The 21,578-nt window shown below is 64.1% G+C and carries 17 protein-coding genes; 2 read left to right on the top strand and 15 right to left on the bottom strand.

From position 1 onward, the window contains the following. The 15 genes from NKJ89_RS13910 to NKJ89_RS13840 all read right to left on the bottom strand — a co-directional run bounded on the left by NKJ89_RS13910 (position 1) and on the right by NKJ89_RS13840 (position 18,991). On the bottom strand, positions 1-414 hold the full coding sequence (locus tag NKJ89_RS13910) for a PIN domain-containing protein (RefSeq protein ID WP_352603145.1): 414 nt from the start codon (positions 412-414) through the stop codon (positions 1-3). After that, positions 411-659: a hypothetical protein gene (locus tag NKJ89_RS13905; RefSeq protein WP_023810621.1), complete on the bottom strand. Its 249-nt coding sequence runs from the start codon at positions 657-659 to the stop codon at positions 411-413. The genes NKJ89_RS13910 and NKJ89_RS13905 overlap by 4 nt, the downstream gene beginning before the upstream one ends. A 70-nt stretch (positions 660-729) precedes the next feature. After that, on the bottom strand, positions 730-1,011 hold the full coding sequence (locus NKJ89_RS13900) for a cupin domain-containing protein (RefSeq protein ID WP_352603143.1): 282 nt from the start codon (positions 1,009-1,011) through the stop codon (positions 730-732). A 244-nt stretch (positions 1,012-1,255) separates the two neighbouring features. Next, positions 1,256-1,579, bottom strand: a complete 324-nt coding sequence (trxA, locus tag NKJ89_RS13895) for a thioredoxin (RefSeq protein WP_352603141.1) — start codon at positions 1,577-1,579, stop codon at positions 1,256-1,258. A 74-nt stretch (positions 1,580-1,653) separates the two neighbouring features. Continuing rightward, positions 1,654-5,172 carry a double-strand break repair helicase AddA gene (addA, locus tag NKJ89_RS13890; protein ID WP_352603139.1) on the bottom strand — a complete coding sequence of 1,173 codons (3,519 nt, stop codon included), beginning with the start codon at positions 5,170-5,172 and terminating at the stop codon, positions 1,654-1,656. Then, positions 5,169-8,303, bottom strand: coding sequence for a double-strand break repair protein AddB (addB, locus tag NKJ89_RS13885; protein ID WP_352603137.1), 3,135 nt, complete (start codon positions 8,301-8,303; stop codon positions 5,169-5,171). The genes addA and addB overlap by 4 nt, the downstream gene beginning before the upstream one ends. Continuing rightward, positions 8,300-9,028, bottom strand: a complete 729-nt coding sequence (locus tag NKJ89_RS13880) for a nucleotidyltransferase family protein (protein ID WP_352603135.1) — start codon at positions 9,026-9,028, stop codon at positions 8,300-8,302. Before NKJ89_RS13880 ends, addB begins: the two co-directional genes overlap by 4 nt. Next, entirely contained in the window at positions 9,025-10,536 is a 1,512-nt protein-coding gene (gene tsaE, locus NKJ89_RS13875) for a tRNA (adenosine(37)-N6)-threonylcarbamoyltransferase complex ATPase subunit type 1 TsaE (protein ID WP_352603133.1), read from the bottom strand. The genes NKJ89_RS13880 and tsaE overlap by 4 nt, the downstream gene beginning before the upstream one ends. An 8-nt stretch (positions 10,537-10,544) precedes the next feature. Continuing rightward, positions 10,545-13,100 carry an ATP-binding protein gene (locus NKJ89_RS13870; protein ID WP_352603131.1) on the bottom strand — a complete coding sequence of 852 codons (2,556 nt, stop codon included), beginning with the start codon at positions 13,098-13,100 and terminating at the stop codon, positions 10,545-10,547. A gap of 199 nt (positions 13,101-13,299) precedes the next feature. Next, positions 13,300-14,700 carry an adenosylhomocysteinase gene (gene ahcY, locus NKJ89_RS13865; protein WP_023761137.1) on the bottom strand — a complete coding sequence of 467 codons (1,401 nt, stop codon included), beginning with the start codon at positions 14,698-14,700 and terminating at the stop codon, positions 13,300-13,302. Between the two features lie 176 nt (positions 14,701-14,876). Further along, entirely contained in the window at positions 14,877-15,188 is a 312-nt protein-coding gene (locus NKJ89_RS13860; protein ID WP_023761136.1) for an HPr family phosphocarrier protein, read from the bottom strand. Beyond that, positions 15,185-15,586 carry a PTS sugar transporter subunit IIA gene (locus tag NKJ89_RS13855; protein WP_023761135.1) on the bottom strand — a complete coding sequence of 134 codons (402 nt, stop codon included), beginning with the start codon at positions 15,584-15,586 and terminating at the stop codon, positions 15,185-15,187. The genes NKJ89_RS13860 and NKJ89_RS13855 overlap by 4 nt, the downstream gene beginning before the upstream one ends. A gap of 164 nt (positions 15,587-15,750) precedes the next feature. Next, positions 15,751-16,215, bottom strand: coding sequence for an HPr kinase/phosphorylase (locus NKJ89_RS13850; protein ID WP_023761133.1), 465 nt, complete (start codon positions 16,213-16,215; stop codon positions 15,751-15,753). Between the two features lie 149 nt (positions 16,216-16,364). Next, positions 16,365-18,149: a sensor histidine kinase gene (locus NKJ89_RS13845; protein ID WP_352603129.1), complete on the bottom strand. Its 1,785-nt coding sequence runs from the start codon at positions 18,147-18,149 to the stop codon at positions 16,365-16,367. A gap of 140 nt (positions 18,150-18,289) precedes the next feature. Then, complete coding sequence (locus NKJ89_RS13840) at positions 18,290-18,991, bottom strand: response regulator transcription factor (RefSeq protein WP_013528337.1); 702 nt, start codon at positions 18,989-18,991, stop codon at positions 18,290-18,292. A 343-nt stretch (positions 18,992-19,334) separates the two neighbouring features. On the opposite strand from NKJ89_RS13840, the gene NKJ89_RS13835 reads away from it, so the two are divergent. Together NKJ89_RS13835 and arfB are read left to right on the top strand one after the other, a co-directional pair. Continuing rightward, complete coding sequence (locus tag NKJ89_RS13835) at positions 19,335-20,945, top strand: phosphoenolpyruvate carboxykinase (protein ID WP_352603127.1); 1,611 nt, start codon at positions 19,335-19,337, stop codon at positions 20,943-20,945. 85 nt (positions 20,946-21,030) lie between these two features. Then, positions 21,031-21,468, top strand: coding sequence for an alternative ribosome rescue aminoacyl-tRNA hydrolase ArfB (gene arfB, locus NKJ89_RS13830; RefSeq protein ID WP_352603125.1), 438 nt, complete (start codon positions 21,031-21,033; stop codon positions 21,466-21,468). Positions 21,469-21,578 lie beyond the last annotated feature (110 nt).

Raw genomic sequence — 21,578 nt, 5'->3', positions numbered from 1 at the left:
CTAGAAATCCCAAGGTGAGATCAGCTCAAGGTTGGCCGGGCCGAAGTCGTTCAGGTTACGCGTTGCCAGCCGACCGCCATTCACGCGCACTGTCGCTGCAATCATGCCATCGGATGCCGACATGCCCCGGCCCTGGCGCGTCGCCGTTCCCATAATCTCGCCATAAGCCAGAGCCGCCTCCTCCGTCAGCCCAAAAATGCGACCGGCAAAGCGATGGCGCCATTGGGAGAGACCTTGCTCCAGGCGATCGGCACGCTCGTCAGGTCGTATCTTTTGGATGCCGAAAGCGATTTCGGCAATCGCCACCGTGGGAAGCGCCAGTTCGGCATCGTTGCGGACCAGCCAAGCCATGACAGCCGCGTCAGGCGCCTTTCTAAGGCTCTCTGAAATCACATTGGTGTCGACGAAAATCAAAGCTCCGGCCCTGTATGGACCTTGCGGTTTTCCCGGATGATTTCTTCCAGATCGATGTCGACGCCAACGCTTGCCGTCAGGCGAGAGTAGAAGGCGGATGCCGGTTCTCGCCCGGCCTCCCGAATCTCATAGGATTCAAGCGCGCGTTCGACGATATCAGCTATTGAGCGGTTTTCGCGACGAGCGAGTCGATGCGCAAGATCACGTGCTTTTGCGCTGCGGACGGAAAGCTGGGGTTCGGCCATTTCAAACTCCCTTTTGAGAAAGATAGCCTTTTCTACTCCTGCCATCAAGATGGCAGATGATGGCATGCCATCACTTCAGCTCGATCTCGATGAAGGCATACTCGCCGTCATTGGCGTTGATGACGTCATGCTCGACGCCTTCCCTGCGGAAATAGGGCGCGCCCTTCTTCATCTCGGCGAAGGATTCGCCGTCCTTGGTCAACAGCTTTACCTTGCCGTCCATCAGCGGCACGACGACATAGTCGTGGCCGTGGCGGTGCCAGCCGGTGTTCTCGCCCGGCGCGAAGCGGTATTCGGTGACGATGACGCGTTCATTGTCGATGAAGACGGTGGCCTTGGCGGATCCGGTCATGTCGTTTCTCCCTGCTTGCGCTGCCAACAGAAGACATCCTGCATCGACAACAGAAGACATGGAGTGCCCGGATGTGAGGGCCAGAGCCGCCCAGCGCATGACCCAGAAACTCGGTCTCGATTTTCCGAAAGGATCATGCGCCAATCCAATTGCTACGCGTGCGGCCATAGACGCGCGGCCCTGTAGTGACGCCAACAAAAAGCCCGGCGCGAGGCCGGGCTTGATATCAGGAATTTCAGATGGATTAGGCGAGGCTGCCATTGATCCAGTGCGACAGCGCGGTCTTGGGCGCCGCGCCGACCTTCATGTCGGCCACTTCGCCGCCCTTGAAGATCATCAGCGTCGGGATCGAGCGCACGCCGAACTGCGCGGCAAGCTCGGGATTCTCGTCGATGTTCAGCTTGGCAATCTTAATCTTGGCGCCAAGTTCGCTGGCGATATCCTCAAGCGCCGGCGCGATCATCTTGCAGGGACCGCACCATTCCGCCCAGAAATCGACGACGACCGGTACGCTGGCGTTAAGCACATCGGCCTGGAAATTGCTCTTGTCGACCTTGACGGTGGTCATGCGGAAATCCTTTCGAAATTTTTCGTCGCACCAAATGTGGTGGTGATCGCGCCCTTCTTCAAGCAGGTGTTGTGTCACGCTCCCGTGAGTCGAGCAAGGGCGTCATCCATGGCGCTCGCCGGCAGCTCGATCAGCCGCGGCGCCTCGGTGAACAGCAAGGCTGCCTGGACCGCGCGACCGGGATAAAGCGGCTGCAGCAGGGCACGATAAAGCGCCAGCTGCAGGACATAGGCCGGCGGCACCTCGGCCAGAGAGGCGGGTGCCGGCCGATTGGTCTTGTAGTCGACGATCGACACATTGTCGGATGTCACCGCCAGCCGGTCGATCTTGCCGGAAATCGAGCGCTTTTTGCCCTTGACCTCCAGGCTGCCCATGATCGCGACTTCGGCACGCGACGACGGCGCAAACAGCTGACTGAAGCGGGGATCCGCAAGGATCGAAGTGACCGAAGCCAAGGCTTTCTCCCGCTCTGACGGAGGCCAGCCGGCGCCGGTTCGTGCGAGGTAGCGTTCCGCTGCTCCCGCGCGTTCGGGCTCGGCAATACCGGGCAGCATCTGCAGCAGCTTGTGCAGGGCAAGCCCACGCAGCACGGCAAAACCTGGCTCCGCATCGGCATCGATAACCGGCGACGCCTTGTCGATCACGGCTTCCTTGCCTTCGTCGATCAGCGCCGCGGCGCCGGATGGCGACAGGGGACGCGGCAAGTCCTCGAACGGCGGCAAGGGCCGGAACAGGCCCGACGGCAAAGGCTCGAAAGCGTCGGCCTGCCGTGCCTGCTCGCTGGATACCAGTGCGACCGGCGGCAGCTTCGTGACATGGAAACGATGCGCCGGCTCGCCGCCGGCGGGATGCGGATGCTGCTGGCTCTCCGGAGCGCCGACCAGTGCGCGGCTGACGATCGAGTGCCAGGTGCCGCCGTTCGGCGCCCGCTTGCCGTGATAGCCGCAGACGATCAGCCGATCCTCGGCACGGGTCATGCCGACATAGAGCAGCCGGCGGTATTCGTCGTCGGCAAGTTCTCGTGCCCGCGCTGCCGCTGCCTTCGAAAAGCCGTTGGCGACGTCGCTGGCCGAGCGCCAGAGATAGCCCTTGCCATCCCAGTTGGTGCCGGAGCCATCGAAGGGCATCAGGCGCGGCAGATGCTGGTCGCTGAACGGGGCCGAACCGCCATCGACCAGGAACACGACCGGCGCTTCCAGGCCCTTGGCGGCGTGCACGGTCATGACCCGGACCTCGTCGCGGGTCTGGTCCATCTCGCGCTTGATCTCAGGACCGGCGTTTTCCAGAGTCGACAGGAAGGCTTCCAGCCCCGGCAGGCCGGTTCGTTCCTCGGCAAGGCAGAAACTCAGGAACTCGTCGAGAATGTCACCGGCCTCAGGCCCGAGCCGCGCGATCATCTTGCGGCGCACGCCATCGCGCGCCAGCAGCCCGGCATAGAACTCGAAGACCGGCTTGAACGCGGCCTCGCTCGCCCAGGTATCGAGCCGGGCGATGACCGCCGCCAGCCGCTCGCTGTCGCCAGCCTGGGTGCGCAGCGATGCGAGCAACGACAGCCCAGATGGCCTCTCCGCGGCGAGCGTAAACAGCGTCTCTTCAGGCAGATCGAAGATCGGACTGCGCAGCACGGCGGCGAGCGACAGATCGTCCTGCGGCTGGATCAGGAGATGGCCAAGCGCGATCAGGTCCTTGACGGCGATATGGCCGGGCAGGCTCAGCCGGTCGGCGCCGGCGACCGGGATGTCGCGGCGTTTGAGCGCCCGGGTCAGCGCATGGACGAAGCGGTCGCGCTTGCGCACGAGCACCAGCACGTCGCCTGGCCGCAGCCGCTTGCCGCGGCCTTCGATAATCTCACTGGTGCCGATCCAGCCGGCAATGGTGGCGGCGACGTTCTCGGCAACGCGCACCGCCGGCGCATGCGCATGGTCGATGGCTTGCGTCCAATCGTCGGGCTCGTCGACGACGTCGGCGCCTACCGACGGCCAGACCTCGACATAGCCCGGCGCATCGGTGCGGATCGCCTTGTGGCTCAGCGGATCGGGATCATGACTGATGCCGCGCCGCACGAGGGGATCGGCGAAGACGCGGTCGACGGCGGCCAGAACGTCGTCGGTCGAGCGGAACGACCAGGTCAGCTTGAGGTCGGCGAAGGACGCTTCGGCGTCGCGCACCCTGCCAGCAAACAACAGCCGGCTGTCGGCGAAGGAATCCGGCGCCGCACCCTGGAACGAATAGATGGACTGCTTCTCGTCACCGACGGCGAAGACCGTGCGATGGACCCTGTCGCGGGCGCCGAAGCCGGCAAAGAACTCTTCCGCCAGCCGCTTCACAACCTCCCATTGATCCGGGCTGGTGTCCTGTGCCTCGTCGAGCAGGATGTGGTCGATGCCCTGGTCGAGCTTGTATTGCACCCAGGGGCCGGCATCGGGCCGCGCCAGAAGGTTGACGGTGCGGGTGATCAGGTCGTTGAAGTCGAGAAAGCCGCGGCTGCGCTTCAGCACTTCGTAGCGGGCGATCAGCCAGTCGGCGATGGTCAGCGCGGCAACCGTGCCTTCCAGCATCCGGAACAGGGCCAGCCGATCGACGGTTTCAACGATCGTACTGGCTGCTGAGAGATAGCGCTCCGCCAGATCCGGCAGTCGGTCGACCAGCGCCTTCTTGAAGGCTTTTGCCGGGTCGTAGGCGTCGCCATCGGTCTTGAGGAAGGCTCTTGCGAGCAATTGCAGGCGGCGAATGGGATCGTTCTCGGCGAAGGCCTGGCGCGCATAGGGGAGGATGTTGTTCAGCACCGTCCTGGCATCGGCGGCATCGGCGGCCTGGGCAAAGCCGGCAAAATAATCGGGCAGGAAGCCCGGCAACGGCCAGACCGATGCCGCTATTCCTTCGGCGGTCTGACCGCGGCGGAAATGGAATTCGTCGAACAATGCCTGGAAGCGCGTGCCGTCGCGTCCGACCGCGTCGATGAAATTGCGCAAGCCGTCGCGCTTGCGCACGATTTCGCCCAGCAAGGCATCGAGCCCGGCTTCGCCGCCACGGTCGAGGATGGTGGCAAAGGCCTCGGCCAGATCCCGGTCGCCGGCGGCAGTTCCGGAGATCATGTCGCGGCGCGCCGCGGCAAACAGCGAGGCCTCCATCTGGCCGTCGAGCATTTCGAAATGGGCCGGGATGTTGGCCTCCAGAGGGAACTGGTGCAGCACCGATTCGCAGAAGGCGTGAATGGTCTGGATCTTCAGCCCACCGGGCGTTTCCAGCGCCTCGGCGAAAAGGCGTCGCGCCCTGCGCATGGTCTCCAGATCCGGCCGGCGGCCTTCCAGGGCCTCGACCTTTGCCGCCAGGTCCGCGTCACCGAGTGTGGTCCATTCCGACAGTGTCGAGAACACCCGGTTCGACATGTTGGCGGCGGCGGCGCGCGTGTAGGTCAGGCACAGTATCTTCGACGGATCGGTGCCGCGCAGCAGCAGCCGGATGACGCGCTGGGCCAACACATGGGTCTTGCCGGAGCCGGCGTTCGCCGACACCCAGGCGGAATTCTGAGGGTCGGCGGCGCGGGCCTGGCTGGTCGCGGTGTCGCTCGGGATGGGATAGGCCTTTTTCATGCCTCCCCTCCCTCGTCACCGGCGTCGCCGCCGGCCGACCATTCCAGCACGCGGGCAAGATGGTCGTAATCGCCATCGGTCTCGCCCTCGCGAAACGGCAGCGCGCGCGACAGGTAACCGGTCGCCGGGTCGGCATAGTGGATCAACAGCTTTTCCAGCCGCGCCCAGGCCTCTTCGGCAAGATCGGCTGCGGTGCGCGGTTGGCGGTTGTGTTCGAGGATCGATTCCTCGAACACCTCGCCATTCGGCTTCAACCTGATGAAGGCCAGTTGCGACGGTTCACGCGCGCCCAAATCCTTGAAGGCGCCGCGCCTGAGCAGAGCGCCCTCCAGCGCCAGTTGCGGCGCCAGCAGCGTGTGCGCCTGCGCCTTGGACGGCGAGGAGCCGGTCTTGTAGTCCAATATGTCGGCCATGCCGCCAGCCAGCAGGTCGACACGGTCGGCATAGCCGGACAGCGTCACGCCGGACTGGCCAACGACGGTCTTTCCGGCGCGCTCCTCGGCATGCCGCCGGATCACCGCGCCGGCGCGCGTGCGCTCCCACTCGATGATGTTGGCGGCAAGCTTTTCGAAACGCGGCCACCACACCGCTTCGACATCGACTGGAAGGGCCGCATCGGCAAAACAGGCACGGCCGGCTGATATGAGGCCAGCGAGCGCGTCGGGCACGCGTGGGTCGGCGACGCGCGCCGCGAACAGGTGCAGGATGGCATGGAACAGCGTGCCGCGCTCGGCCGCACCGGGGTCGCGGATGACCGGATCGAGCGGCATCAGGCCGAGGATTCGCCTTGCGTAGACGGCATAGGGATCACGACGCAGTGTCTCGATCTCGGTGACCGAGAAATGGCCAGGGCGCACTGACAAGGGCGGCTTCGGCTGCGGCCGCGGCGCGAAATCCTGTCTTGGACCGGAGTCGAGCGCGCGCGCCCAGGTGAGCAGTTCGTCACCACGGCGGCGCAGCGCTGCCGCCTGGTCGTTGCCGATGAACGTGAGCAGGCGCTGCAACCAGCGCGACGGCACCGCCGGTGCATCGCCGGCACGCGCCGAGCGGGCCAGCAGCACCTTCTTCGCGCCCATGGCCATCTGGAAATCATGCGCGGCAAGGCCGATGCGCCGTTCCGCCGGTTCGAGATCGATGCCAGCCTTCATCAGCCGCGACATGAAGCGGTCGCTCTCGGGCTTGCGCGGCCATACGCCCTCGTTCAGCCCGCCGATGACCAGCGTGTCGACAGTCTGCAAGCGTGCTTCCAGCGCACCCCAGATGGAGATATTCCTGTCGGTGCCTTGCGCCGGTTTTACCGTTTCAGGCGCGACCAGCGCCGCCATCACGTCGGGCCATTCGTTCGCCGCGAACGACAAGGGCGCGGAAGCCGCGATCAGCCCGCGCAGCAGTTCGGCAAGCTTTTCGCCGGCGTCACCGGCATAGAGTTCGCCAAGGCCGCCATCGGCGGTGCGGCCGAGATTTTCGAGTGCGACGACGCTGGCTGTGACCAGCGCGGCAAGGTCGGCGTCATCCTGGCCCCGGAAGGCCGCAAGTGGCGCCAGTGCTTGCGTGAGACGGTCCAGCAAATTCCGTGCGCTTTCGATGGTGCGCACGGTCAGCCGGGAAAACCAGAAAGGTGGCCGGCTGCCGCTGCCCAGGCCGGTGAGGCGAGCCTCGAACAATTCCGGAAGCGAAACGATGTCGGGGCGGCCGATACCGCCGCGCAGCGCCACCAGTTCTACCAGCTCCGCCGCACCGCGCACATCAGCCCGTTCGAGGCCAAGGCCAAGCAGCGGATGCTTGAGCAGTGACAGCAGGCCGACGGGATCGCCTGGCCGGAACACCGCCTCGAGCGCCAGCCTGAGCAAGCTGGCCGCCGGGGTGTTGGCGAGCGGCGTGCCGCCGGAATCGTCGGCGACGACTCCGAAGCGCTGGAGCTCGACCGAAACGCGTCGCGCCAGCGCACGGTCGCCGGTGACGAGAGCGGCCTTTTGGCCTGGGTTTTCGACCGCGCGCTTGAGCGCGACGGCAATGGCCACGGCTTCATCGCGTTCGCTGGCGGCTTCGAGCAAGGTCACGCCGGCGAATGCCCCGGCGACGTCGGACGGCGAAAAGCCATTGCGTGTCTCGGACCACAATTCGGTGGTCTCGGCTGGCCGCAGCGCTTCGCCGACAAGAGCGGCGCGAAGCGCAAGCCGTGGCTCGGCCGCGCCGATCTCCTCGACATCGCCGCGCAGCACCCCGATCTTGCCGATCAGCCTGGCCAGACCGTATTGCGGGTGGCCAAGCACGGCCGGGCGGGCGCCGGGCGCGGCGATTGCTTGGAAGGAGGCTTCGTCCAGCGACCGGTCGAGGCCGGGCAGCACGATGGCACCGCCGGGCAAGCGGGCGATTGCCGCAAGCAGCTCAGCGGTGGCGGGTATCGAGCCGGTCGACCCCGCGGCGATGACCGGTCCGGCCGGCGGATTGCGCTGCAGCCGCGCCGCCTCGGCACGGATCAGCGCGCTGCGATGCGCGGCTGGATTGGAGCGATCGCTTTCCGCGAGGAATTTCGGCCAGGCATCGGTGACGATGCCGAGGAATTCGAGCGTCACCTGCCACCAGCCGGCAAGATTTCCGGTCACCAGATCCGTGAGCTTGGCCCAGTCCGTTCCTTCCGTCTCGATCTCGTCCATCAGCCTTGCGAGATCGCGTGCCAGCCAGATCGCGTCGGCGGTGGAGGCCGGGATGACGATCTCCTCGGCGAAGAGCGCGGCGACATGGGCCGGCAGCCGGCGTTTCCAGGCGCGCACCAGCGGCGTCAGCAGCAACAGGCGCTCGATCGCGGCGATCGGCGGCGCGAGATCGATGGCCGCCGCTGCCTCGGTCTCGAATACGGCCTCGTCCTCGTCGAACTCGCCGAGTGGCCGGATGACCGGCAGGATCGCCGAACCGCCGCCACCGCGTGCCGCCAGGCTGTCGACGAAGACACCCCGCAGCGCGCGCGCTGCCCGGCGCGTCGGCACATAGATGGTGACATCGGCCAGAGCGAGCGGGTCGCCGTCGAAGCGAAAGCCAGGAACAAGGCGGCCGGCAAGCAGCGCTTCGGCAAGCGTCGGTAGAAACGGCGCTCCGGGCGGGATCGAGAAAACGCGGCTTGAGCCGCTCATTGCGACTCGATTAGCGCGCCGGCGACCGCCGCTTCGGCAAGCGGAATGGCATCGGGCGTGCCGACGGTGATCCACTGGCCGTGCATCGGCATGCCGAACAGCCGCCCGGCGGCGATGCTCGAATCGAAATAGGCGTTGAGCGAGTGCGGCCCGGCCGCTGCTTGCCCGAACAGGCGCGGATGGACGATCGCCGCCCCAGCATAGATCAGGCCCGCCGGATCGCCTTTCGAGCGCCGCAAGGCACCATCCGGCGCCACCAGGAAATCGGTGCTGCCGCAGTGTCCGGTCGCCTGATGGAGATCCGCCAGCATCAGCAGAATATCCATTTTCGCCGCGTCCCATGCAAGGGCGAGGCGATCGAGATTGAGGGGACCGTCGTCGATCCAGAAGGTGTCGGCGTTGAGGATGTAGAAGGGCTGCTCACCCAATTCCGGCAACGCCTTGACGATGCCGCCGGCGGAATCGAGAAGTCTTTCGCTCTCATCGGAAATGACGACCTGTGGCGCGTGGCGCGTGGCGACATGGGCGACGATCTGTTCGGGAAAATAATGGACGTTGACCACGGCCTTGCCGACACCGGCGGCGGCCAGGCTGTCGAGGCTCCAGTCGAGCAGCGTCTTGCCGGCGATCCTGACCAGCGGCTTGGGAGTGGTGTCGGTGATCGGCCGCATGCGTTTGCCGAGCCCGGCGGCAAGTACGATGGCAGTGTCCGGTTTTGCTGTCACAGCGCTCGCTCCTCCAGCAAACCGTTGGCGTTGTAGAAATCGCGCATGCTTGCCAGCGCCGGATGAGACAAGGCCCGGCGCAGATAATCGCGAATGCGCGGCAGATGTTTTAGATAATAGGGCTTGCCGTCGCGCTTTTCGAGCCGGACGAAGATGCCGAGGATCTTGGAGTTCCGCTGCGCCGCCATGATGGCGTAGGATTCCAGGAAACTTGCTTCGTCGAAAGCGCCGGCTGCGTGGCGCGCCGCGATATAGGCATCGAGCGTCTCTCTCTCGATCTCGGGCGACATCGTGACGCGCGCGTCCATGGCGAGCGAGGCGACGTCATAGGCGGACGGGCCGATCAGCGCATCCTGGAAATCGACAATGCCCAGCCGGTCATGCCCGAAACGATCGCCGCGCCAGATGATGTTGGGCGAATGGAAGTCGCGCAGCATCAGCGTGACTTCGCGGCCGTGCAGACGGTCGAGAAGCGCATTCCACTCCCTGTGGTAGCCGGCGCGCAAGCTGTCGCTTGCCGGGCTGCCCGATAGCGCCGGCACGTACCAATCGACCAGCAGATCGACTTCGATGATCATGGCATCACGGTCGAAAGGCGGCACGTCGTGGAAACCGCCGTGCCCTGTTTCCAGGCGCTGCGGCCAGGTCCTGCCATGCATCATGGCCAGCAGCTCGGCCGCCGCCGTGCAGCGCTCGGCCACTGGCTGGCCATCGCCGCCGAGAAATCCTTCAGAACCAAGGTGTTCGAGCAGCAGGAATCCCTGCTCCTGGTCCTCGGCATGGATTTCCGGAACGCTGACGCCGCCGGCCTTCAAGGCGCGGTCGACGGCGACGAAGGCGGAGACCGACTGGGCGGTATGAGCGATCTCGGCATAGGCTCTGCCGTCGCGCACGGGTGGGCCGAGCACCAGCCGAGGCGAGTTCATCAGCACTCGCGGCTTCCGGTCCGGCAGCGAAACGATCTCGTAGGAGCGGGCCGAAGCATCGCCAACGAAATGGCGGCGCTGCGCTTGCCCCCAGCCGGCGTTCACGAGAAAGTCGCGCATGGCCAGCGATCGTGCCGCCCGATCGAAGGGAGCGCCCTGCCCCGACAATCTCGCCAACCGGCCGTCGCCATGCTGGACGAGCTCGATCAGGACCGTGGTTTTCGGCAGATAATCTTCGGCCCGTTCCGGCCATTCGACCAAAGCGGCGCCTTGGGTCAGGGCTTCGTCGAAGCCGAGCTCATCGATCTCGGCCGCCGAGGACAGGCGGTAGAGATCGAAATGATGGACCGGGATGCGCGTGTCGTAGCTCTGCACCAGCGTGAAGGTCGGGCTCGGAACATCGAGACTGGCATCGTCGGCCAAGGTCCTGATCAAGGCCCGCGCCAACGTCGACTTGCCGGCGCCGAGATCGCCCTTGAGGGCAAGCACATCACCCGGGCGCAGCGACAGGGCAAGATCTTCGCCCAGCCGTGCTGTCTGTGTCTCGTCGGCGAGCAAACGCTCCAGCACCAATCCCGTCATCGAGCGTGCTACTCGGCCGCGGCACGGATGCCCGGCATGTCGGGAAAGGTGCAGATGACGGTCGTGCCCTTGTCCTTGCCGGTTTCGATGCGAACGCTGCCGCCATGCAGCTCGACAAAGCTCTTGACGATCGACAGGCCGAGACCGGCACCACGCCGGCGGCCGCCATTGGCGCGCGGCTCGAAGCGGCGAAACACCGAATCGAGCAGGTCCGGCGGCATGCCGGGACCGTCGTCATGAACCGAGAATTCCACCCCGTCCGCCAGATTGCGGCAAGTGAGCCGGATGGTGCTGGCTTCCGGGGCGTAGTTGGCGGCGTTGCTGAGCAGATTATAGAGGATCTGGCGGACGCGGATTTCGTCGCCGTGGAACGTCTTCGGCGCAGCACTGGCGTCGACCTCAAGCCTGATCGAATGCTCTTCCAGCCGGTCGGCGACCAGTTCGGCCGCGGCCGCAATGGTGCGATCGACGTGCACCTCGGAAATGTCGAGCTCCATGATGCCGGCGTCCACCGTCGCCAAATCGAGGATGTCGTTGACGATGGTGAGCAGCACCGAGGACGACGAGCTGACATGCTCGACATATTCGCGCTGTTTCTGCGTCAGCGGACCGGTCGTGGGCTGCGACAGCAGTTCGGTGAAGCCGATGATGTTGGTCAACGGTGAGCGCAGTTCATAGGAGACGTGCTGGACGAATTCGTTCTTGAGCTGGTCGGATTTTTGCAGCGCCTCGTTCTTGTCCTTCAGCGCCCTTTCGACATGAACGCTGTCGGTAACGTCGACGAAGGTCATCATCACCTGCCCGTTGGGTAACGGGATCATGGCGTAGCTCAGCACATTGCCGTTGTTGAGTTCGGTCTGGCCGTGGCGGTCGCGGCGCTCGTCGTCGAAGCCGGTGATGGCGGCGACGAAGCCTGGCCAGGGACTGTCCGCCGCCTGCCGGTCGCAAAGGTCGCGGATCGTGGACACGTGGACATTTGGCTTGGCCGCTTCGCCGCTCAAACCCCAGAGTGTGGCAAAGGCGGGATTCGACAGCCGAAGCCTGCCGTCGGGGCCGAACACCGCGACGCCTTCGGCCAGATTGTCGAGCGTCTCGCCCTGGACCCGCACCGCTGTCTGGTAGCGGCTTTCGAGGTCCATCTTCTCGGTCAGGTTCTCGAACACCCAGGTCACGCCACCCTTGGGCTGCGGGTTGGCGACGACGCGGATGGTCTTGCCGTCCGGCAGATGCCACCAATGCTCCTGCGATTCCACGGCACGATAGGCGCCGAGCAAACCTTCCTTCCAGCGGCGCCATTCCGGTTGCTCGGCGATCTTGCCCTCGCTGCGCAGCCGGTCGAGCAGCAGCGCATTGTCGGGAGCGCTGTGCAGGAAACCACTGTCGAGGCCCCATAGCTTCTGAAAGGCCTGATTGAAGAACCGCAGCTTCTCGTCGGTGTCGAAAATGGCGACCGCCGTATTGAGCTGGTCGAGCGTGTCGGCGTGGCTCCTGACGGTCCGCTCGTATTCGCCGCGAACCGTCTCGATGGCGCTGGTGTCGCAAGCAAGGCCGGCCGAGCCTTCGCTGCCGGCGAAATCGGTGACCGCAAACACACGGCGATCACCTTCGATCACGGTGGAAAGCGACTGTTCGAAGACCGGATGCGTCTTGTGCTGGGCGGCAATCGCGTCGCGTGCCTGGCCACCGAGGAACTCTTTTGCCTCCCGAACCGCGGTTTCGGCATTTTCGGATTCGACCGCATCGGCATAGGCCCGGTTGACCCACTTCAGCCGCCCATCCGCGCTGCGAAGCCAGGCCGGCATGTTCAGCGCGTCGAGCAGGCCGATCATCGTATCATGGTCGGCGGCCAGCCGTTGGTTCTCGATCTTCAGCCTGGCCTGGCTGCGCTGCGTCTCCGAAAGCGAGATAAAACGCACGAGCACATGCGCCGCGCTCTTGCGACCATGCACTTCGAGCGGAGCGCCGGCCTGCGATTCGATGACGAGGTCGAAGGGTTTGGCCTTTTCGCGCAATCCCGCAACGGCATGTTCAAGTGCTGCCGCCGAACGCGGCATCAGCCACCGGCCGAAAGCAAGGAAAGCAGCCCGGTCCTCCGGAGCGCCGCTTTCGACGGGCAATGTGCCTATGAGTTCCGGCTTCTTGTTTTCCGCAGCCCAGACGACCACGCGCTGGTCGCGCAGATTGAGCAGCGCCTCCGAGCGGCGGAGCGCCGCGTTGATGTCGGCGAGGCGGCTCCTGAGTTCGACATTTTCCGCCGAGGTGCGGGCTCTTTCGCGGATGAGAACGATGGCGGAGAGAAGGGCAGCGCCCGTCACCCCGACAAACACGGCAAGCTGCATCACCTCGACGGCGCTCATCGACAATCCGGCGACGGCGGAACCAGCGGTCTCGGCATGCGCGACAGCACCTGCCAAAGGGCCGGCAAGCGCGGAGGTGGCAAGGAAGATCGACGCACGGGCGCGCCAGGACAGGCCCCCGCTTTGCAAGGCGGAGCCAGTGATCCTCGAATCGTCATGGCCGCCGGAAACGGCCCGTCCCGCTCTGTGCGGGTGTTGCCCCGGCATGTCTTGGTCCTCTCCGCCGCCTGAATGCAAGACCGCCCTGATGCACACCTCTCTTGAACCCCTCTCGGGCTGGAAGCGTCGCGAATCACCTGACAATAAACCCTCGCCGAATCGTCGTGAAGGCGATTGCGCGCAAAAATAAAGCCGGGCGAAAAGTCAATCGCCCGGCCTCAATATCTGGTAGCACTTTTAGATTTGGTTAATAGCGGTAGTGTTCCGGCTTGAACGGACCCTGCGGCGTGACGCCGATATAGGCCGCCTGCTCGCCAGACAATTCGGTGAGGCGGGCGCCAAGCTTGTCGAGATGCAGGCGCGCGACCTTTTCATCGAGATGCTTGGGCAGGACATAGACCTGGTTCTCGTACTGGCCGGGCTTGGTGTACAGCTCGATCTGGGCAAGCACCTGGTTGGTGAAGGACGCCGACATGACGAAGCTCGGGTGGCCGGTTGCGTTACCGAGATTGAGCAGGCGGCCTTCCGACAGAAGGATCATCCGCTTGCCGTCCGGGAAAGTGATCATGTCCACCTGCGGCTTGACGTTGGTCCATTTCAGGTTGCGCAGCGCGGCCACCTGGATCTCGTTGTCGAAGTGACCGATGTTGCCGACGATCACCATGTCCTTCATCGAGCGCATGTGGTCGAGAGTGACGACATCCTTGTTGCCGGTGGTGGTGATGACGATGTCGGCGGTGGGTGCCGCGTCTTCCAGCGTGACGACTTCAAAACCATCCATCGCCGCCTGCAGGGCGCAGATAGGATCGACCTCGGTAACCTTGACGCGGGCGCCGGCGCCCTTGAGCGAGGCCGACGAGCCCTTGCCGACGTCGCCGTAACCGCAGACGACGGCTACCTTGCCGGCCATCATCGTGTCGGTGCCGCGACGGATGCCGTCGACGAGCGATTCCTTGCAGCCGTATTTGTTGTCGAATTTCGACTTGGTGACCGAGTCGTTGACGTTGATGGCGGGGAAGGGCAGCAGGCCCTTCTTCTGCAGCTGGTAAAGCCGGTTGACGCCGGTCGTCGTCTCTTCGGTGACGCCACGGATCGCCGCCTTCTGCTTGGTGAAGAAGCCGGGCGAGGCCTTCAGGCGCTTCTTCACCTGCGCGTAGAAGTACTCTTCCTCCTCGCTCTGCGGGTTGGACAGGACGTCCTCCCCGGCCTCGGCGCGGGCGCCGATCAGGATGTACATGGTGGCGTCGCCGCCATCATCGAGGATCATGTTGGAGAGGCCGCCGTCGGCCCACTGGAAAATCTTGTCGGTATAATCCCAGTACTGCTCGAGCGACTCGCCCTTAACGGCGAACACCGGGATACCGGCCTCGGCGATGGCCGCGGCCGCGTGATCCTGGGTCGAGAAGATATTGCAGGAGGCCCAGCGGAGATCGGCGCCGAGCGCCTTCAGCGTCTCGATCAGGACCGCGGTCTGGATGGTCATGTGCAGCGAGCCGGTGATGCGCGCGCCCTTGAGCGGCTGCTTGTCGCCGAATTCCTCGCGGCTGGCCATCAGGCCCGGCATTTCGGTCTCGGCGATCTCGATTTCCTTGCGGCCCCAGCCGGCAAGCGAGATGTCGGCGACCACATAGTCCTTGCTACCCGTCATGGCAGTGCTCCGAAGTTTTGTGCTGCGAATTGGTTGCGGATGCGCCCACGCCGGCAGGCGCGTCGAAGGGCGCGAATTGCCGGGTTGACTAGCAGATCGGCACCGGGACGACAATGGGATATAAAGAAATCTTTATCCGTGCATGTCTCTCGGACACGCGTTCGCGGTGTGACGGATCAGCTTTCCTCGCCGAAGCGGGACGCCACCAGTTGCTCCAGCGCGTCGATGACCTGCCGCGCCTGCGGCCCGCTGGCGGTGACTCGGATCGAGTAGCCGGGGCTTGCCGCCAGCATCATCAGGCCCATGATCGAGGTGCCACCGACCTTGACGCCGTCCTTCTCGACATGCACCGAGGCGTCGAAGCCGCTGGCCAGCTGGACGAATTTCGCCGAGGCGCGGGCGTGCAGGCCGCGCTGGTTGATGATGGGGAAGTCCCTCGTGATGGTATCTTTGGCGATCTGATCTTTTTCCGGGGACAGCGCGTTCATTTGCTGCTCAGAAGCTGACTGGCGACATTGATGTATTTGCGGCCGGCCGCCTGAGCCTCGTCGAGCGCGGCGGCCATATTGTCGCCCTTGCGGATCGAGGAGAGCTTGATCAGCATCGGCAGGTTCATGCCGGCGATCACTTCGGTGCGGCCGGACTCCATCACCGAGATGGCAAGGTTGGAGGGCGTGCCGCCGAACATGTCGGTCAGCACGATGACCCCCGCCCCGGTGTCGACACGGGCAACAGCGTCGACGATATCGCGGCGACGCTGCTCCATATCGTCATCGGCGCCGATCGCCACGGTTTCGAAATTGTCTTGTGGCCCGACGACATGTTCCACGGCATGTCGAAACTCGGCGGCCAGTTGACCGTGCGTTACAAGCACGAGTCCGATCATTCTTTGGTGGCTCCCGTCATCGCCGCTTCACAGGCGCATTTTATGCTCGCCAGCCATTCCAGGCGGCGGGAGCGCTATCTTGTCGACGCACGGCCCGTTGACAAGCCCAAAATTGCGCAGGTCCATGCCATTTTGACGCATTGCAGCAAAAAAGCCGGGGCGGATCATAGAAAAGGCGCGATCGACAGCCGCGCCATCACGGCGGGCAGTGCCGTGGCGGCGTTACGCTCGGCAAGGTCGATACGCGGCACCGGGCAGCCTGCGACAGGCTCGCTGATTTCCTCCTCCTGGAAACGGGCCATCTCTGCCTTTGGCACCAGCCTCACATGCAGGTCGATCACTCCGCCCGGCTCGAACGGCAGCGGTCGCGGCAAGAACCCAGGCACTTCGGCGAGACCGGCGATGGTCGCAGGCACGCGACAGACCAGCCGCCCGGCGCGGGCCGCGGCAAGCAGCCTGTCGTCGCCGATCAGCCGCGAGAACAGTCCGCGCGCGCGGCAATGGTCCAGGAGTGTCAGCGCCAACGTCGTCTTACCGGCGCCGGACGGCCCGGTGATAAGGACGCCGCGCTCGCCGATCAGGATCGCGGTTCCGTGAATGTTTTCTGGCTGCGCAACTGGATCAGGCACGATCTTGCACGATCATGCTTTTGGATGAAGCATGATGATCTTGTCCGAAAACCGGTTTCCACTTTTCGGGATCATGCCGGTTGGATGAAGCATGATCTCTGGACGAACGGAACCGTTCGTCCGAGAAAACCGGTTTCCACTTTTCGGGATCATGCTTCGGCCGGCAGCGTCACGACAAAGCGCGCGCCCTTGATCTCGCCGGGTTTGGTGCCGGGGATGTTCTCGGCGGTCAAGGTGCCGCCATGGGCCTCGACGATCTGCCTGGATATCGACAGGCCAAGGCCTGAATTCTGGCCGAACGCCTCGCCGGCCGGCCGGTCGGTGTAGAACCGTTCGAAGATGCGGTCGATGTTGTCGGCGCGGATGCCGGGACCATTGTCGTCGACGGTGATGATGTTGAACTTGCCGGCGCGCGCCAGCGACAGGCCGATGTGGCCATGGTCCTCGGGAACGAAGGAGCGGGCGTTCTCGATCAGGTTGGTGATGACCTGGCCGATGCGCAGATCATGGCCGACGACGAAATAGCCTTTGACGCCCTGCGGCAGTTTGGCGACCTTGAACTCGATCTCGACCGCCTTCTTGTTGCGCGTGGCTTCACGCGAAACGACGACGAGATCGGTGATAAATTTCTTCAAGTCGACGGTCCCGGCATCTTCGCGCGCGAGCTCCGCATCAAGACGGGAGGCATCGGAAATATCGGTGATGAGCCGGTCCAGCCGCCTGACATCGTGCTGGATGACGTCCATCAGCCTGCCGCGCGAATCGTCGTTCTTGGCCAGCGGCAAGGTTTCCACCGCGCTGCGCAGCGACGTCAGCGGGTTCTTCAATTCATGCGACACGTCGGCCGCAAAGCTTTCGATCGCCTCGATGCGGGCGTAGAGAGCGTTGGTCATGTCGCGTATCGCGATCGAGAGATTGCCGATCTCGTCCTGGCGGTCGGAAAAGTCGGGGATTTCCTCACGGCTCTTGACGCCGCGCCGCACCCGCACCGCCGCCGCCGACAGCCGGCGCAGCGGATTGGCTATGGTGGAGGCGAGCAGCATCGACAGGATGGCGGTGACCAAGGCCGCGATGCCGAAGACGCGCAGGATCGCCTTGCGCTCTGCGGCGACGATCTTGTCGATATCGCCGCCTTCGGTCGACAGCATCAGAACGCCGAGAACGGCGCGGAAGCGCTGGATGGGCACCGCCACGGAAACGATCTGCTCACCCTGCTCCGAGATGCGCACGATGGTCGACGGGCTGCCGGTGAGCGCCTTGACCACTTCCGGGAAGGCGGCGCCATTGCCGCCCGGCTGCTCGTGATAGACTGGCAGCTCGGTGTTGCGGAAGAAGTCGAAGACGAATTTCTGGATGCGCTCGAGCAGATCGGGCTGTTCCTCTTCGACCGGCGGCAGGTCGTAGCGCAGGATTTGGCCGCGCGAATAGAGATGGCGTGAATCGAGCAGCAGGTTGGCGTCGCGATCATAGATGCGGGCGCGGGTCCGGGTCGGCGAGATCAGCCTTCTCAGCACCGGCGCGACACGTTCCGGGTTGATCGGGAAGTCGAGATTGTCGAGCTGGTCGGAGCCCGGTCCAAGGCTTTCGCCGGCCTGCAGCTCAAGCAGCTTTTCCGGGTCGATGCTGATCGAATCCGTCTCGACCGTCGCCGACGCCGCGATCGCGCCGGCGATGATCTCGCCCTGCGTCATCAGGCTTTCGACGCGGGCGTCGATCAGCCCGTCGCGGAAGGTGTTGAGATAGAGGATGCCGGTCACCAGGACAGCAAGGCCGGCAAGATTGAGGAAAAGGATACGCCGCGTCAGGCTGGAAAAGATATGATGGCCGAGGAAGCGGCGCATCGGGACCGTGATCTTCGACACGAAGGACGGCATGATCCGCGACGGCCGCCTCGAGGCGCCCGCCGGTCTGCTTCGCTGTGCCTCGACTGCCATCGAATAGCAGCTCCCGCCTAGTCTCTAGTTAGATGCATGTCGTCATCCCAAACCGGGACCACTTTTGGGCGACATGAAATACCTTGCTCTGGTGCATGTCGTCACCCCAAAAACCGGGACCACTTTTGGGCGACATGCACTCACGCCTCGCGGAACCGGTATCCGACTCCGTAAAGGGTTTCGATCATCTCGAAGTCGTCGTCGACGGCCTTGAACTTCTTGCGCAGCCGCTTGATGTGGCTGTCGATGGTGCGGTCGTCGACATAGACCTGTTCATCATAGGCCGAATCCATCAGCGCATCACGGCTTTTTACGACACCGGGACGCTGCGCCAGCGAATGCAGGATCAGGAACTCGGTGACGGTGAGCGTCACCGGCTCGCCCTTCCAGGTGCAGGTGTGGCGCTCCTGGTCCATCACGAGCTGACCGCGTTCGAGCGAGCGGGCCTGCTGGCTGGGTGTCTTGGCGGCGGCCTCGCGGGCACTGGCACGGCGCAGCACGGCGCGCACCCGCTCGACCAGCAGACGCTGCGAGAACGGTTTGCGGATGAAATCGTCGGCGCCCATCTTGAGGCCGAACAATTCATCGATTTCGTCGTCCTTGGAAGTCAGGAAGATCACCGGGAGGTCGGACTTCTGGCGCATCCGGCGCAGCAGTTCCATGCCGTCCATGCGCGGCATCTTGATGTCGAGGATGGCAAGGTTAGGCGGGCGTGCCGCCAATCCCTCCAGCGCTGACGCACCATCCGTGTAAGTCTCGACGCGATACCCCTCGGATTCGAGGGCGATCGACACCGATGTCAGAATGTTGCGGTCGTCATCGACAAGCGCGATTGTTGCCATTTCAAGCGGCTCCCTCATGAGCTGTCCCTTCTTTCGTAGAGAAGGGGCTTTTGCAGGACAAATTAGGTACAAAATGTGGCATAGGCCTTGTCCGCTGTCACGCGCGGCTTGCCGGCGGCCACAATCCTACCTCGATATGGATTGGACGAACGAACATCGCCAATCCTTTGGGCAACCGCGAAACTTTTTGCACATATAAACGATTTAAACAACTTTCAAAATATTTAAATCGATTAATGATTTGATATCATTCGGCTTTTCTGTTTCTGAGCATTTCAGTCCGCGGTGCGGGCTTGTCGGAAACACGCCGGCAAAGATGCGGCAAATCCAAGAAGGGACACCCATGTCGGAAGTCGGCAAACGCAATCCTGCCTGCGCGATCGATCATATCGGCCTGAAAACCACCGGCGTGGTGCGCTATAATTTCGGTGCGGCAGCCCTTTATGAGGAATCGATCCGACGCGGCGAAGCCAGGCTGACCGCGCACGGCGCGCTGCTCGCCGAGACCGGCCAGCACACCGGCCGCTCGCCCAAGGACAAATTCGTCGTCCGCGACGGCGCCACCGAGCCGCATATCTGGTGGGACAACAACAAGGCGATCTCGCCGGCCCAGTTCGACGCGTTGCTTGCCGATTTCCAGGCGCATGCCGCCGACAAGGATATTTACGTCCAGGATCTGGTTGGCGGTGCCGATGAGGAGCTGAAGCTGCCGACCAGGGTCGTCACCGAGTTTGCCTGGCACTCGCTGTTCATCCGCAATCTGCTCATCCGTCCGAATGCCGCCGAACTCGAGCATTTCGTACCGGATATGACCATCATCGACCTGCCGTCCTTCCGTGCCGATCCAGCCCGCCACGGCAGCCGTACCGAAACGGTGATCGCCGTCGACCTCACGCGCAAGATCGTGCTGATCGGCGGCACCTCCTATGCCGGCGAGATGAAGAAGTCGGTGTTCACCATGCTCAACTATCTGCTGCCGGCGAAAGGTGTGATGCCGATGCATTGCTCGGCCAATGAGGGCGCGGCCGGCGATGCAGCCATCTTCTTCGGCCTGTCGGGCACCGGCAAGACGACGCTTTCGGCCGATCCCTCGCGCACGCTGATCGGCGACGACGAGCATGGCTGGGGGCCGCATGGCATCTTCAATTTCGAAGGCGGCTGCTACGCCAAGACGATCAAGCTGTCGGCGGAAGCCGAGCCGGAAATATTTGCCACCACGCAGCGCTTCGGCACCGTGCTGGAAAATGTCGTGCTCGATGTCGACGGCGTGCCGGATTTCAACGATGGGAGGCTCACCGAAAACACGCGCTGCGCCTATCCGCTGGACTTCATCCCCAACGCCAGCAAGACGGGACGCGCCAACCACCCCAACAACATCATCATGCTGACCGCCGACGCCTTCGGCGTGATGCCGCCGATCGCGCGGCTGAGCCCGGCGCAGGCGATGTATCATTTCCTCTCCGGTTACACCGCCAAGGTGGCCGGAACCGAAAAGGGCGTGACCGAGCCCGAAGCGACGTTTTCCACCTGTTTCGGCGCGCCGTTCATGCCGCGCCATCCATCGGAATACGGCAACCTGCTGCGCGAGCTGATCGCCCGCCATGGCGCCGATTGCTGGCTGGTCAACACCGGCTGGACCGGCGGCGCCTACGGTACCGGCAAGCGCATGCCGATCAAGGCGACGCGGGCCTTGCTTGCCGCCGCACTCGACGGCTCGCTGAAGACGGCCGAGTTCCGCACCGACCCTCATTTCGGTTTCGAGGTGCCGGTGGCGGTTCGCGGCGTCGACAGCGCCATTCTCGACCCGCGCTCGACCTGGTCTGACAAGGCCGGCTATGACCTGCAGGCGGCAAGACTGGTCGGCATGTTCGCCGTCAACTTCGAGAAATTCGAACGTCATGTCGACGCCGTGGTGCTGGGCGCCGCGCCGCGCATGCAGGAAGCGGCGGAGTAATCACGCCATCGGACTCAGCCGTCGTTGAAAGGCCCGGTTTCGATCGGGCCTTTTCTTTTTTGATCCGCCGCGCCATGACTGCGGCATGGCGAGCGACGACAACATCATCATTGCCGACGATGCGGTGATCTACCCGGGCGACCTGCACGAGGACTTCATCCGTTCGTCCGGTCCGGGCGGCCAGAACGTCAACAAGGTGGCGACGGCGGTGCAACTGCGCTTCGACGCGGCCAACGCAACGGGCCTGTCGGAGCGCGTGCGCGAGCGCACGATCAAGCTTGCCGGCCAGCGTGCCACCAAGGACGGCGTCATCGTCATCGAGGCAGGCCGCTTCCGCACCCAGGAACAGAACCGGGCGGACGCACGGGCACGGCTCACGGCGCTGGTCGCCAAGGCCGCCGAACCGCCGCCGCCGCCGCGCAAGAAGACGCGGCCATCGAAGGGTGCAGTGGAGCGGCGGCTGAAGAGCAAGGCCGGACGCGGCACGATCAAGAAACTGCGCAGCCGGGTGGAGAACGATTAAGCACTACACAGCCAATGGCGAGCGCACAAAACAACTTCCAATTTCGAACCGCTGTTGGCATGAGCGGCGACTTTCGGGTCGCCGTTTTCATTTGGCGATGGCATGCTTGA

Origin of the sequence: Mesorhizobium sp. M0047, assembly GCF_040323315.1 — a bacterium.
Classification (GTDB): domain Bacteria; phylum Pseudomonadota; class Alphaproteobacteria; order Rhizobiales; family Rhizobiaceae; genus Mesorhizobium.
This window is presented reverse-complemented; position numbering and strand designations above follow the sequence as displayed.

What these genes read in the sequence shown, in the direction of transcription:
- addA (WP_352603139.1), bottom strand. Translation starts at nt 5,172, where the DNA reads ATGAAAAAGGCCTATCCCATCCCGAGCGACACCGCGACCAGCCAGGCC.
- NKJ89_RS13905 (WP_023810621.1), bottom strand. Translation starts at nt 659, where the DNA reads ATGGCCGAACCCCAGCTTTCCGTCCGCAGCGCAAAAGCACGTGATCTT.
- NKJ89_RS13870 (WP_352603131.1), bottom strand. Translation starts at nt 13,100, where the DNA reads ATGCCGGGGCAACACCCGCACAGAGCGGGACGGGCCGTTTCCGGCGGC.
- NKJ89_RS13845 (WP_352603129.1), bottom strand. Translation starts at nt 18,149, where the DNA reads ATGGCAGTCGAGGCACAGCGAAGCAGACCGGCGGGCGCCTCGAGGCGG.
- NKJ89_RS13840 (WP_013528337.1), bottom strand. Translation starts at nt 18,991, where the DNA reads ATGGCAACAATCGCGCTTGTCGATGACGACCGCAACATTCTGACATCG.
- ahcY (WP_023761137.1), bottom strand. Translation starts at nt 14,700, where the DNA reads ATGACGGGTAGCAAGGACTATGTGGTCGCCGACATCTCGCTTGCCGGC.
- NKJ89_RS13860 (WP_023761136.1), bottom strand. Translation starts at nt 15,188, where the DNA reads ATGAACGCGCTGTCCCCGGAAAAAGATCAGATCGCCAAAGATACCATC.
- NKJ89_RS13835 (WP_352603127.1), top strand. Translation starts at nt 19,335, where the DNA reads ATGTCGGAAGTCGGCAAACGCAATCCTGCCTGCGCGATCGATCATATC.
- NKJ89_RS13855 (WP_023761135.1), bottom strand. Translation starts at nt 15,586, where the DNA reads ATGATCGGACTCGTGCTTGTAACGCACGGTCAACTGGCCGCCGAGTTT.
- tsaE (WP_352603133.1), bottom strand. Translation starts at nt 10,536, where the DNA reads ATGACGGGATTGGTGCTGGAGCGTTTGCTCGCCGACGAGACACAGACA.
- NKJ89_RS13900 (WP_352603143.1), bottom strand. Translation starts at nt 1,011, where the DNA reads ATGACCGGATCCGCCAAGGCCACCGTCTTCATCGACAATGAACGCGTC.
- trxA (WP_352603141.1), bottom strand. Translation starts at nt 1,579, where the DNA reads ATGACCACCGTCAAGGTCGACAAGAGCAATTTCCAGGCCGATGTGCTT.
- arfB (WP_352603125.1), top strand. Translation starts at nt 21,031, where the DNA reads ATGGCGAGCGACGACAACATCATCATTGCCGACGATGCGGTGATCTAC.
- addB (WP_352603137.1), bottom strand. Translation starts at nt 8,303, where the DNA reads ATGAGCGGCTCAAGCCGCGTTTTCTCGATCCCGCCCGGAGCGCCGTTT.